This window comes from Mesorhizobium sp. C432A (assembly GCF_030323145.1).
Taxonomy (GTDB): domain Bacteria; phylum Pseudomonadota; class Alphaproteobacteria; order Rhizobiales; family Rhizobiaceae; genus Mesorhizobium.
Genome location: NZ_CP100470.1, coordinates 4,416,473 through 4,429,616, shown reverse-complemented (window position 1 = coordinate 4,429,616; position 13,144 = coordinate 4,416,473). Strand labels below are relative to the sequence as shown.

General features: G+C 62.1%; 9 protein-coding genes. All 9 read left to right on the top strand.

The features are described from left to right. Positions 1 to 30: 30 nt before the first annotated feature. Positions 31 to 498, top strand: a complete 468-nt coding sequence (locus NLY33_RS21595; protein ID WP_023707179.1) for a hypothetical protein — start codon at positions 31 to 33, stop codon at positions 496 to 498. Positions 499 to 985: 487 nt separating this feature from the next. Then, complete coding sequence (gene secE, locus NLY33_RS21590; protein ID WP_023667439.1) at positions 986 to 1,189, top strand: preprotein translocase subunit SecE; 204 nt, start codon at positions 986 to 988, stop codon at positions 1,187 to 1,189. Positions 1,190 to 1,216: 27 nt separating this feature from the next. Continuing rightward, positions 1,217 to 1,744: a transcription termination/antitermination protein NusG gene (nusG, locus tag NLY33_RS21585; RefSeq protein WP_006333333.1), complete on the top strand. Its 528-nt coding sequence runs from the start codon at positions 1,217 to 1,219 to the stop codon at positions 1,742 to 1,744. A 172-nt stretch (positions 1,745 to 1,916) separates the two neighbouring features. Beyond that, positions 1,917 to 2,345 (top strand): 50S ribosomal protein L11, encoded by a 429-nt coding sequence (rplK, locus tag NLY33_RS21580; protein ID WP_006333334.1) that lies wholly within the window; start codon positions 1,917 to 1,919, stop codon positions 2,343 to 2,345. Between the two features lie 4 nt (positions 2,346 to 2,349). Further along, complete coding sequence (gene rplA / locus NLY33_RS21575; protein WP_023667438.1) at positions 2,350 to 3,048, top strand: 50S ribosomal protein L1; 699 nt, start codon at positions 2,350 to 2,352, stop codon at positions 3,046 to 3,048. Between the two features lie 374 nt (positions 3,049 to 3,422). Continuing rightward, on the top strand, positions 3,423 to 3,941 hold the full coding sequence (gene rplJ, locus NLY33_RS21570; protein WP_023667437.1) for a 50S ribosomal protein L10: 519 nt from the start codon (positions 3,423 to 3,425) through the stop codon (positions 3,939 to 3,941). A 54-nt stretch (positions 3,942 to 3,995) separates the two neighbouring features. Further along, positions 3,996 to 4,373 (top strand): 50S ribosomal protein L7/L12, encoded by a 378-nt coding sequence (gene rplL / locus NLY33_RS21565; RefSeq protein ID WP_023667436.1) that lies wholly within the window; start codon positions 3,996 to 3,998, stop codon positions 4,371 to 4,373. A 248-nt stretch (positions 4,374 to 4,621) separates the two neighbouring features. Further along, on the top strand, positions 4,622 to 8,758 hold the full coding sequence (gene rpoB, locus NLY33_RS21560; protein WP_023686024.1) for a DNA-directed RNA polymerase subunit beta: 4,137 nt from the start codon (positions 4,622 to 4,624) through the stop codon (positions 8,756 to 8,758). Positions 8,759 to 8,905: 147 nt separating this feature from the next. Then, positions 8,906 to 13,102, top strand: coding sequence for a DNA-directed RNA polymerase subunit beta' (gene rpoC, locus NLY33_RS21555; RefSeq protein WP_023707178.1), 4,197 nt, complete (start codon positions 8,906 to 8,908; stop codon positions 13,100 to 13,102). Positions 13,103 to 13,144 lie beyond the last annotated feature (42 nt).

The following is a 13,144-nucleotide window of genomic DNA, read 5'->3' as shown; positions in this document are numbered from 1 at the left end:
GCCGGGAGGCCCAGATTGCGGAGAATGGAGATGGACAACTTCTACGAGACACCGACACTTTCTGCGGCACGCTCGGGCAAAATTGAAACTTCTTTGTGCCTGCTCGACAATCCAGACGACGTCATCAACCATCCACGCCTCAGCCGTGGAGAAAAGCGGGCACTGCTTTCCTCGTGGGCGTCCGATGCCTGCGCGGTGGAAAACCAGCCTGCCTTGCGCCGCCTGGACAACGGCACGGTAATCCCTGTCGACCAGATTCTGAGGGCGTTGAAGGCTCTCGATGAGAAACCCACGCTGGGGAAAGAGACTTCAGGCCGAGTGCTGCCTTGGCGACCCTCCTCGCGCCGCAGCGCTCTCAAGGCTTGGCGGCGTCGTGGCCGTTCTTTCGGCCCCGACGATGACGACGACCCGCCCTCGTGCCCGGCAGTGATCGCGCCGCGCCCACGCCCACCACGCGGAATCGGCGCAGTGGCCGGGGTCGAACTCGCCTGTGCCTGAACTAACCCTGGGTTGATCCAGCTGCCTCGCCAGGGGCAGCTGGATTCCAACCTTGGGTGCTTCATTTGCTTTCCAAAACAGCAGGTCGCAGGTTCGTCCTCAACGCCATTTCCTCGAACTTGTAGTCACGTGCCTGATTTCCGGATGCACCTCCGGAATTCGGGTCCGGCATTGAAAAACGGCAGGCGGCTTGCCATATTGGGTGAACTGAGGCATAAGGCCCCGATAGCCGGGACGGGACGACTGGATGGTTCCGAGGCGGCGTTTGGTCATAAAGCGGACACTTGCCACTTGCGTGGATCAAGAATCGGTTTTATGTAGACACAACAGACACGCGACGCGTGGAGCTGGGAAGCCGGCTTTACGCGTCCGATTTGCATGGGCGAAATGGCGCTGATTCGGCGCCGACTTGAACCCAGGCGGCACGTCCCGGCCAGCGGGATCATCCAGGAGACCCGGCCAACGGGTCTTGAAGACAGAGCGGCATATGGCTTCGAAAACCACAAATCCTTTCGTCTTTCTCCAGCAGGTCCGCGCGGAGACCGCCAAGGTGACTTGGCCGTCGCGCCGGGAGACGATGATCTCGACGGTGATGGTGCTCGTATTCGCGGTCATCGCGATGATCTTTTTCTTCACCGCCGACGTGGCCATGGGCTACGCGATCGAGCGGTTACTGAGCCTCGGCCATTAAGTCCGGCGATTACGGAGAAGTCTTGAAATGACCGCGCGCTGGTACATCGTCCACGCCTATTCGAACTTCGAAAAGAAGGTCGCCGAGGACATTGAGAACAAGGCCAAGCAGAAGGGCCTGTCCGCCGATATCGAGCAGATCGTGGTGCCGACCGAGAAGGTCGTCGAAATCCGCCGCGGCCGCAAGGTCGATGCCGAGCGCAAGTTCTTTCCGGGCTATGTGCTGCTCAAGGCCAATCTGACCGATGCGGTGTTCTCGCTGGTCAAGAACACGCCGAAGGTCACCGGCTTCCTCGGTGACTCCAAGCCGGTGCCGATCACCGAAGCCGAGGCGCAGCGCATCCTGAACCAGGTTCAGGAAGGCGTCGAGCGGCCGAAGCCTTCGGTCACTTTCGAGATCGGCGAGGCGATCCGCGTTTCGGATGGTCCGTTCGCCTCGTTCAACGGTTTCGTCCAGGAAGTGGACGAGGAGCGGGCGCGGCTCAAGGTGGAAGTTTCGATCTTCGGGCGCGCCGTGCCGGTCGATCTGGAATTCGGACAGGTCGAAAAGGGCTGATCCGAAAACCCTGCGCCGGTTCGCCGGCAAGGGGAGGCGGCGCGGAAAGCGCGCGGCCATGAACGGGTGGGAGGCGAATGCGGCTTTAGCCGGCCGCGCGGACCGCACCACCAGACTGCAACCGCCGGTGTTCCCGATACTGGGGCCGGCATGAGATAAAGGCAGGAAAGAGATGGCTAAGAAAATTGCAGGCCAGCTCAAGCTCCAGGTCAAAGCGGGATCGGCTACGCCGTCTCCGCCGATCGGCCCGGCACTTGGTCAGCGCGGCATCAACATCATGGAATTCTGCAAGGCGTTCAACGCGCAGACCCAGGAAATGGAAAAGGGATCGCCGATCCCGGTCGTCATCACCTATTACCAGGACAAGTCCTTCACCTTCGTCATGAAGACGCCGCCGGTGAGCTACTTCCTGAAAAAGGCGGCGAACTTGACTTCGGGTTCGAAAGAGCCGGGCAAGATCAAGGCCGGCACGATCGGTCGCGACAAGGTGCGCGCCATCGCCGAACAGAAGATGAAGGATCTGAACGCAAACGACGTCGAGGCGGCCATGCGCATGGTCGAGGGCTCCGCCCGCTCGATGGGTCTGGAAGTGGTGGGCTGAGATCATGGCAAAGATTGCAAAGCGTGTATCGAAGTCCCGCGACGGCATCGACCCCAACAAGGCCTATGCCCTTGGTGAGGCGCTGAAGCTGCTCAAGGACCGTTCGACGGTGAAGTTCGACGAGACCATCGAAGTTGCGATGAACCTAGGCGTCGACCCGCGCCATGCCGACCAGATGGTCCGCGGCGTGGTCAACCTGCCGAACGGCACCGGCCGCTCTGTCCGCGTCGCCGTGTTCGCACGTGGCGGCAAGGCCGATGAGGCTCGCGCCGCCGGCGCCGACATCGTCGGTGCCGAGGATCTGGTCGACATCGTCCAGAAGGGCACGATCGACTTCGATCGCTGCATCGCCACGCCGGACATGATGCCGCTGGTCGGCCGTCTGGGCAAGGTGCTGGGCCCGCGCGGCATGATGCCGAACCCGAAGGTCGGCACCGTCACCACCGACGTCGCCGCCGCCGTCAAGGCATCGAAGGGCGGCGCTGTCGAGTTCCGCGTCGAGAAGGCCGGCATCGTTCATGCCGGCGTCGGCAAGGTCTCGTTCGACGTCAAGGCGCTGGAAGAAAACGTCCGCGCCTTCGCCGATGCCGTGACCAAGGCAAAGCCGGCTGGCGCCAAGGGCAACTACGTCAAGAAAGTGTCGGTCACCTCGACGATGGGCCCGGGCCTCAAGCTCGACGTCTCGACGCTCGCAGCGTCTTGATACGAACATCTGGATCGGCTGCCAAGGCGCTGATCCGCAAGTGAATTCCGGGCCTCCGACTTGTCGGCGGCCCGGTACCGGAAGTCGAGAGGCTTCCGGACATCCTGTCCGAGATTGCAGGCGGCCCAGAAGCCTTAATTGAATTGGGCCTGCATGAGACGGGTGAAAGCCGGACAACGGAGCGACAAGCTCCAATGAAAGGTTCGAACCGTGTTTGCCTTTTGTCTGCGCATCTCCGGCTTGCCGTCGATGTGGCGAAAGGGGGCAGGATCCTCGAGCGTCGTTCGGGAGATCTGTAATGGATGGCCCGGCCGGCAAAAAGGCAACCCGACGCCTGTCCCACTAGCGGGGCAGGGGTCAACTGGAGATAGGCAGTGGACAGAGCGGAAAAACGCGAACTCGTCACGGGCCTGAATGGTGCTTTTGCAGGCGCTGGTTCAGTCGTCGTGGCCCACTACGCCGGTATCACCGTCGCGCAAATGAACGACCTTCGGTCGAAAATGCGCGCTGCCGGTGGCACCGTCAAAGTCGCGAAGAACCGTCTCGCCAAAATCGCTCTTCAGGGCACGGACTCCGCATCGATCATCGACCTGTTCAAGGGACAGACGCTGATCGCTTATTCGGAGGATCCGATTGCGGCGCCGAAGGTCGCGTCCGATTTCGCCAAGGGAAATGACAAGTTGGTCATTCTCGGCGGCGCAATGGGCACCACCTCGCTCAACGCCGACGGTGTGAAGGCACTCGCCACACTTCCGTCGCTCGATGAGCTGCGCGCCAGGCTGGTTGGCATGATCGCCACGCCGGCAACCCGGATCGCCCAGATCGTCAATGCGCCAGCGGCTTCGGTCGCGCGCGTCATCGGCGCTTACGCCCGGAAGGACGAGGCGGCATGAGGCCGTTCCTCGCTATCACAAACACACGTTCGAACCTGATGAAGGAATACAACAATGGCTGATCTGGCAAAGATCGTAGACGACCTTTCGAAGCTGACCGTCCTCGAGGCGGCCGAGTTGTCGAAGCTTCTGGAAGAAAAGTGGGGCGTTTCGGCTGCTGCTCCGGTGGCGGTTGCCGCTGCCGGCGGCGCTGCCGCTGCTGCTGCTCCGGCTGAGGAAAAGACGGAATTCGACGTCGTCCTCACCGAGGCAGGCGCTCAGAAGATCAACGTCATCAAGGAAGTCCGCGCCATCACCGGCCTGGGCCTCAAGGAAGCCAAGGATCTGGTCGAAGCAGCTCCGAAGCCGGTCAAGGAAGCCGTTTCCAAGGCTGACGCTGAGAAGTTCAAGGCCCAGCTGGAAGCAGCCGGCGCCAAGGTCGACCTGAAGTAAGCGTAAAAGCGGCGGGCGGCCTCGCGCCGTCCGCCACTCCCTTCATCAGAGGGGAGGATGCGTAGCGCGAGATGTACGAGAACCTCTTTCCTGAGGGCCGAAACCGGCCTTCAGGAAACGGGTTTTCTCCCGTTTTAGCCGTCGCCGCCAGGCGGCGGGAAACAGATCAGGGGCCGCCGCCGAGGTGGCCGCGCATGCAAGGTGAGCCGCGGCGAGGCTCGCCCCGAGTTTATAGCTAAGGAGCGACGATGGCCCAGACCCAGACTTTCAATGGCCGCAGACGCGTACGCAAGTTCTTCGGAAAGATTCCGGAAGTTGCGGAGATGCCGAACCTGATCGAGGTTCAAAAAGCATCCTATGACCAGTTCCTGATGGTGGCGGAGCCCAAGGGTGGGCGTCCGGACGAGGGACTGCAGGCCGTTTTCAAGTCGGTTTTCCCGATCTCCGATTTCTCCGGCTCCTCGATGCTGGAGTTCGTGAAGTACGAGTTCGAAGGACCGAAATTCGACGTTGACGAATGCCGTCAGCGCGACCTGACCTATGCCGCGCCACTCAAGGTGACGCTTCGCCTCATCGTGTTCGATATCGACGAGGATACCGGCGCAAAGTCGATCAAGGACATCAAGGAGCAGGACGTCTATATGGGCGACATGCCGCTCATGACGCTCAACGGCACCTTCATCGTCAATGGCACGGAGCGCGTCATCGTCTCGCAGATGCACCGTTCGCCGGGCGTCTTCTTCGACCATGACAAGGGCAAGTCGCACTCCTCGGGCAAGCTTTTGTTTGCGGCGCGCGTCATTCCCTATCGCGGTTCGTGGCTCGACATCGAGTTCGATTCCAAGGACGTCGTGCATGCCCGCATCGACCGCCGCCGCAAGATTCCGGTGACGTCGCTCTTGATGGCGCTCGGCATGGACGGCGAAGAGATCCTGTCGACCTTCTACAACAAGATCACCTACAAGCGCGCCGGCGACCACTGGCGCATCCCGTTCAACGTCGAGCGTTTCCGCGGCCTCAAGGCCGTTGGCGACCTCGTCGATGCCGACACAGGCGAAGTTGTCGTCGAGGCCGGCAAGAAGATCACCGCCCGCCAAGCAAGGGCGCTTGGCGAAAAGGGTCTGAAGGCGATCAAGGCGACCGACGAGGATCTGCTCGGCAATTACCTGGCCGAGGACATCGTCAACTACGGCACCGGCGAGATTTTCCTCGAAGCCGGCGACGAGATCGATGAAAAGACGCTGAAGGTGCTGCTCGGCACGGGCGAAAGCGAGATCAAGGTTCTCGACATCGACCACGTCAATGTCGGCGCCTACATCCGCAATACGCTCAACGTCGACAAGAACGAGAGCCGCCAGGACGCACTGTTCGACATCTACCGTGTCATGCGCCCGGGCGAGCCGCCGACGCTTGAAACCGCCGAAGCCATGTTCAACTCGCTGTTCTTCGACTCGGAGCGCTACGACCTGTCGGCCGTCGGCCGCGTCAAGATGAACATGCGCCTCGAGCTCAAGGCTGAGGATACCGTGCGCGTGCTGCGCAAGGACGACATCCTGGCCGTGGTCAAGACGCTGGTCGAGCTGCGCGACGGCAAGGGCGAGATCGACGACATCGACAATCTCGGCAACCGCCGCGTGCGTTCTGTCGGCGAGCTGATGGAGAACCAATACCGCGTCGGCCTGCTGCGCATGGAGCGCGCGATCAAGGAACGTATGTCCTCGATCGAGATCGATACGGTGATGCCGCAGGACCTGATCAACGCCAAGCCGGCGGCTGCCGCCGTGCGCGAGTTCTTCGGTTCCTCGCAGCTGTCGCAGTTCATGGATCAGACCAACCCGCTGTCGGAGATCACCCACAAGCGCCGCCTGTCGGCACTTGGCCCGGGCGGTCTGACCCGCGAGCGCGCCGGCTTCGAAGTGCGCGACGTGCACCCGACGCATTACGGCCGCATCTGCCCGATCGAGACGCCGGAAGGCCCGAACATCGGTCTGATCAACTCGCTGGCGACCTTCGCGCGCGTCAACAAGTACGGCTTCATCGAAAGCCCGTACCGCAAGATCGTCAATGGCAAGCTGACCAATGAGGTCGTCTATCTCTCCGCTATGGAAGAGTCCAAGCACCACGTTGCGCAGGCCAATGCCGAGCTCGACAAGAATGGTGGTTTCGTCGACGAATTCGTCATTTGCCGCAGCGCCGGCGAAGTGATGATGGCGCCGCGCGAAAACGTCGATCTCATGGACGTGTCGCCCAAGCAGATGGTGTCCGTGGCCGCGGCGCTGATCCCGTTCCTCGAGAACGACGACGCCAACCGCGCGCTGATGGGCTCCAACATGCAGCGTCAGGCCGTGCCGCTGGTGCGCGCCGAAGCGCCGTTCGTAGGCACCGGCATGGAGCCGATCGTTGCCCGTGACTCGGGTGCCGCCATCGGCGCCCGCCGCGGCGGCATCGTCGACCAGGTGGACGCGACGCGTATCGTCATCCGCGCCACGGAAGATCTCGATCCCGGCAAGTCGGGCGTCGACATCTACCGGCTGATGAAGTTCCAGCGTTCGAACCAGAACACCTGCATCAACCAGCGTCCGCTGGTGCGCATGGGCGACCGCGTCAACAAGGGCGACATCATCGCCGACGGTCCGTCGACCGAGCTCGGCGATCTGGCGCTCGGCCGCAACGTGCTGGTCGCGTTCATGCCGTGGAACGGCTACAACTACGAGGACTCGATCCTGCTCTCCGAGCGCATCGTGGCCGACGACGTCTTCACCTCGATCCACATCGAGGAATTCGAGGTCATGGCCCGCGACACCAAGCTTGGACCGGAGGAAATCACGCGCGACATTCCGAACGTTTCGGAAGAAGCGCTGAAGAACCTCGACGAAGCCGGCATCGTCTATATCGGCGCGGAAGTGCAGCCGGGCGACATCCTGGTCGGCAAGATCACGCCGAAGGGCGAAAGCCCGATGACGCCGGAAGAAAAGCTCCTGCGCGCCATCTTCGGTGAAAAGGCGTCCGACGTTCGCGACACCTCGATGCGCATGCCTCCGGGCACCTTCGGCACAGTCGTCGAAGTGCGCGTCTTCAACCGCCACGGCGTCGAGAAGGACGAGCGCGCCATGGCGATCGAACGCGAGGAGATCGAACGCCTCGCCAAGGACCGCGACGACGAGCAGGCGATCCTCGACCGCAACGTCTATTCGCGCCTTTCCGACGTTCTCGTCGGCAAGGAAGCCATTGCCGGGCCGAAGGGCTTCAAGAAGGGCTCGAAGCTGTCGAAGGACACGCTGGACGAGTATCCGCGTTCGCAGTGGTGGCAGTTTGCGGTTGAGAACGAAAAGCTCCAGAGCGAACTGGAAGCCCTGCGTGGCCAGTACGACGATTCCAAGAAGGCGCTCGAGCAGCGCTTCATGGACAAGGTCGAGAAGGTCCAGCGCGGCGACGAAATGCCTCCGGGCGTCATGAAGATGGTCAAGGTCTTCGTGGCCGTGAAGCGCAAGATGCAGCCGGGCGACAAGATGGCCGGACGTCACGGCAACAAGGGTGTCGTGTCGCGGATCGTTCCGGTCGAGGACATGCCTTTCCTCGAGGACGGCACGCATGCCGATATCGTGCTCAACCCGCTGGGTGTGCCGAGCCGCATGAATGTCGGCCAGATCCTGGAAACGCATCTGGGCTGGGCATGCGCGGGCATGGGCAAGAAGATCGGCGAGCTGATCGACGCGTACAAGACGGCTGGAGACATCAAGCCGTTGCGCAAGACGCTCGAGAGCTTCATCCCAGCCAACGACCGCAACGAGCCGGTCCGCGAATATGACGACGAGAGCATCGTTCGCCTCAGCGAGCAGATGCGCCGCGGCGTCTCTATCGCGACACCGGTGTTCGACGGCGCGCATGAAGTCGACATCAACATCATGCTGGAGCAGGCGGGCCTGCACACCAGCGGTCAGTCGCAGCTCTATGACGGACGCACAGGCGAGCCGTTCGATCGCAAGGTGACGATGGGCTATATCTATATGCTCAAGCTTCACCACCTGGTGGACGACAAGATCCACGCGCGTTCGATCGGTCCGTACTCGCTCGTTACCCAGCAGCCGCTGGGCGGCAAGGCGCAGTTCGGTGGCCAGCGCTTCGGCGAAATGGAGGTCTGGGCGCTGGAAGCCTATGGCGCCGCCTACACGCTGCAGGAAATGCTGACGGTGAAGTCGGACGATGTCGCCGGCCGCACCAAGGTCTACGAGGCGATCGTGCGCGGCGACGACACGTTCGAGGCCGGCATTCCCGAGAGCTTCAACGTGCTCGTCAAGGAAATGCGGTCTCTCGGCCTCAATGTCGAGCTGGAGAACACCAAGCTCGACGACAACCCTGTCCGGCTGCCAGATGCTGCCGAATAGGGGCGCGGCCGAGTAAGCAAGACATCCGGTCGCGGAACGCCGCGACCGGATGCAACAAATTCTACGGCCAGTGGGCCGACCACTCAGCGGGCATTTGGCCCGCGTTAGAGGCAAGGGGTTTTCGAGGACCCCGAAAAGGAGAACGGCATGAACCAAGAGGTCATGAATCTCTTCAATCCGCAGGCGCCGGCGCAGGTGTTCGATTCCATCCGGATATCGCTCGCCAGCCCTGAGAAGATTCTGTCCTGGTCGTTCGGCGAGATCAAGAAGCCGGAGACCATCAACTACCGCACCTTCAAGCCGGAGCGTGACGGTCTGTTCTGCGCGCGCATTTTTGGCCCGATCAAGGACTATGAATGCCTGTGCGGCAAGTACAAGCGCATGAAGTACAAGGGCGTCATCTGCGAAAAGTGCGGCGTCGAAGTCACGCTGTCGCGCGTTCGCCGCGAACGCATGGGCCACATCGAGCTGGCGGCACCTGTCGCTCACATCTGGTTCCTGAAGTCGCTGCCGTCGCGCATCGGCACACTGCTCGACATGACGCTGAAGGACATCGAGCGCGTCCTCTACTTCGAGAACTACATCGTCACCGAGCCTGGCCTCACCGCGCTGAAGGAGCACCAACTGCTCAGCGAGGAAGAGTACATGATCGCCGTCGACGAATATGGCGAGGATTCGTTCACCGCCATGATCGGTGCCGAGGCCATTCATGACCTTCTGGCCGGCATGGACCTGGAGAAGATCGCCGGCGACCTGCGTTCGGAACTGGCTTCGACCACGTCCGAGCTGAAGCAGAAGAAGTATCTGAAGCGGCTCAAGGTCGTCGAGAACTTCATGGAGTCCGGCAACCGTCCGGAATGGATGATCATGAAGGTGGTTCCGGTGATCCCGCCGGACCTTCGCCCGCTGGTTCCTCTGGATGGCGGCCGTTTCGCGACGTCCGACCTGAACGATCTCTATCGCCGCGTCATCAACCGCAACAACCGCCTGAAGCGGCTGATCGAGCTGCGCGCCCCCGGCATCATTGTGCGCAATGAAAAGCGCATGCTGCAGGAAGCCGTCGATGCGCTGTTCGACAACGGCCGTCGCGGCCGCGTCATCACCGGCGCCAACAAGCGTCCGCTGAAGTCGCTGTCCGACATGTTGAAGGGCAAGCAGGGCCGGTTCCGCCAGAACCTGCTCGGCAAGCGCGTCGACTATTCGGGCCGTTCGGTCATCGTCACCGGTCCGGAGCTCAAGCTGCACCAGTGCGGCCTGCCGAAGAAGATGGCGCTCGAACTGTTCAAGCCGTTCATCTACGCCCGCCTCGACGCCAAGGGGTTCTCCTCGACCGTCAAGCAGGCCAAGAAGCTGGTCGAGAAGGAGCGTCCGGAAGTCTGGGATATCCTCGACGAGGTCATTCGCGAGCATCCGGTGCTGCTGAACCGTGCGCCGACGCTGCACCGCCTCGGCATCCAGGCGTTCGAGCCGATCCTGATCGAAGGCAAGGCGATCCAGCTGCATCCGCTGGTCTGCACGGCCTTCAACGCCGACTTCGACGGCGACCAGATGGCCGTTCACGTGCCGCTGTCGCTGGAAGCGCAGCTTGAAGCCCGCGTGCTGATGATGTCGACCAACAACATCCTGCACCCGGCTTCCGGCGCGCCGATCATCGTGCCGTCGCAGGACATGGTCCTGGGTCTCTACTATCTCTCGATCGTCAATCAGAACGAGCCGGGCGAAGGCATGGTGTTTGCCGACATGGGCGAACTCCAGCATGCGCTCGAGACCAAGGCGGTGACGCTGCACTCCAAGATCAAGGGTCGCTTCCGCACGGTCGACGCCGAAGGCAAGGTCGTGTCGAAAATCTACGACACCACGCCTGGCCGCATGATCATCGGCGAACTGCTGCCGAAGAACGTCAACGTGCCTTACGAGACCGCCAACCAGGAGATGACCAAGAAGAACATCTCCAAGATGATCGACACCGTCTACCGCCACTGCGGTCAGAAGGAGACGGTCATTTTCTGCGACCGCATCATGGCCCTCGGCTTCAGCCACGCCTGCCGCGCCGGCATTTCGTTCGGCAAGGACGACATGCTGATCCCGGACGCCAAGATCAAGCTGGTTTCCGACACCGAAGCTTTGGCCAAGGAATACGAGCAGCAGTACAATGACGGCCTGATCACTCAGGGCGAGAAGTACAACAAGGTCGTCGACGCCTGGGCCAAGTGCTCGGAAAAGGTCGCCGACGAGATGATGGCCCGCATCAAGGCCGTCGAGTTCGAGGACAGTGGCCGTCAAAAGCCGATGAACTCGATCTACATGATGTCGCATTCGGGTGCGCGTGGTTCGCCCACCCAGATGCGTCAGCTCGCCGGCATGCGCGGCCTGATGGCAAAGCCCTCGGGTGAAATCATCGAGACGCCGATCATCTCGAACTTCAAGGAAGGCCTGACCGTGCTCGAGTACTTCAACTCGACCCACGGCGCCCGCAAGGGTCTGGCCGACACCGCCTTGAAGACGGCGAACTCGGGTTACCTCACCCGTCGTCTGGTCGACGTGGCGCAGGACTGCATCGTCAACTCCGTGGATTGCGGCACCGACAAGGGCCTCACCATGCAGCCGATCGTCGATGCCGGTCAGGTCGTCGCTTCGGTCGGCCAGCGCGTGCTGGGCCGCACCTCGCTCGACGACATCACGCATCCGCTTTCGGGTGAGGTTCTGGTCAAGGCCGGAACGCTGATGGACGAACGTGACGTGGAAAAGATCGAAAAGGCCGGCGTGCAGTCGGTCCGCATTCGCTCGGCACTGACCTGCGAGGTCAGGATCGGCGTCTGTGCGGTCTGCTACGGACGCGATCTTGCCCGCGGCACCCCGGTCAACCAGGGCGAAGCCGTCGGCGTCATCGCGGCGCAGTCGATCGGCGAGCCGGGCACCCAGCTCACCATGCGTACCTTCCACATGGGCGGTACGGCGCAGGTGGTGGACAGCTCGTTCCTTGAAGCCTCGTATGAGGGCAAGGTCGAGATCCGCAACCGCAACGTGGTGCGCAACTCGGACGGCCAGCAGATGGTCATGGGCCGCAACATGGCGGTGCTGATCCTCGACGAAGCCGGCAAGGAGCGTGCCTCGCATCGCCTTACCTATGGTTCGCGCATCTTCGTGGACGATGGCGACAAGGTGAAGCGCGGCCAGCGTATCGCCGAATGGGATCCCTATACCCGCCCCGTCCTCACCGAAATCGAGGGCAAGGTGTCGTACGAGGATCTGGTCGACGGCATTTCCGTTCAGGAAACGGCCGACGAATCGACCGGCATCACCAAGCGCGAGGTCATCGACTGGCGCTCGACGCCACGCGGCAACGACCTCAAGCCGGCGATCGCCATCCTTGACCCCAAGGGCAAGGTCGGCAAGCTGTCGAAGGGCGGCGACGCCCGCTTCCTGCTCTCGGTAGAGGCCATTCTTTCGGTCGAGCCGGGTTCGCAGGTTCGTCCCGGCGACGTTTTGGCGCGTATCCCAATGGAAAGCGCCAAGACCAAGGACATTACCGGCGGTCTGCCGCGTGTTGCCGAACTGTTCGAGGCACGTCGTCCGAAGGATCACGCCATCATCGCCGAGATCGATGGCACGATCCGCTTCGGCCGCGACTACAAGAACAAGCGCCGCATCATCATCGAGCCGCATGACTCGACGCTTGAGCCGGTCGAATACCTGATCCCGAAGGGCAAGCCGTTCCATCTCCAGGACGGCGACGTCATCGAGAAGGGCGACTACATCCTCGACGGCAATCCGGCGCCGCACGACATCCTGGCGATCAAGGGCGTGGAAGCACTTGCTTCCTACCTCGTGAACGAAATCCAGGAAGTCTACCGTCTGCAGGGCGTGTCGATCAACGACAAGCACATCGAGGTGATCGTTCGCCAGATGCTGCAGAAGGTCGAGATCACGGTACAGGGCGACTCGACCTACATTCCGGGCGACCACGTCGACGTGATCGAACTGGAAGAGGTCAACGAGCGCCTGGTCGAGGACGGCAAGAAGCCGGCCGAAGGCCAGCCGGTGCTGCTGGGCATAACCAAGGCCTCGCTGCAGACGCCTTCCTTCATCTCGGCCGCCTCCTTCCAGGAGACGACCAGGGTGCTGACCGAAGCTGCGGTTGCCGGCAAGACCGACATGCTGCAGGGCCTGAAGGAAAACGTCATCGTCGGCCGGCTGATCCCGGCCGGTACCGGCGGCACGATGAGCCAGATCCGGCGCATCGCCACCTCGCGCGACGAACTGATCATCGACGAACGCCGCAAGGCCTCCGGTGTCGAGGTCGCCGAGCCGATGCTGACCGACATGGTCAACGCCGCGCAGTAAGCGCGGTAGGACGAGAAGAAGGAAGGGGGCCCCAGTGGCCCC

What these genes read in the sequence shown, in the direction of transcription:
- NLY33_RS21595 (WP_023707179.1), top strand. Translation starts at nt 31, where the DNA reads ATGGACAACTTCTACGAGACACCGACACTTTCTGCGGCACGCTCGGGC.
- secE (WP_023667439.1), top strand. Translation starts at nt 986, where the DNA reads ATGGCTTCGAAAACCACAAATCCTTTCGTCTTTCTCCAGCAGGTCCGC.
- nusG (WP_006333333.1), top strand. Translation starts at nt 1,217, where the DNA reads ATGACCGCGCGCTGGTACATCGTCCACGCCTATTCGAACTTCGAAAAG.
- rplK (WP_006333334.1), top strand. Translation starts at nt 1,917, where the DNA reads ATGGCTAAGAAAATTGCAGGCCAGCTCAAGCTCCAGGTCAAAGCGGGA.
- rplA (WP_023667438.1), top strand. Translation starts at nt 2,350, where the DNA reads ATGGCAAAGATTGCAAAGCGTGTATCGAAGTCCCGCGACGGCATCGAC.
- rplL (WP_023667436.1), top strand. Translation starts at nt 3,996, where the DNA reads ATGGCTGATCTGGCAAAGATCGTAGACGACCTTTCGAAGCTGACCGTC.
- rpoB (WP_023686024.1), top strand. Translation starts at nt 4,622, where the DNA reads ATGGCCCAGACCCAGACTTTCAATGGCCGCAGACGCGTACGCAAGTTC.
- rpoC (WP_023707178.1), top strand. Translation starts at nt 8,906, where the DNA reads ATGAACCAAGAGGTCATGAATCTCTTCAATCCGCAGGCGCCGGCGCAG.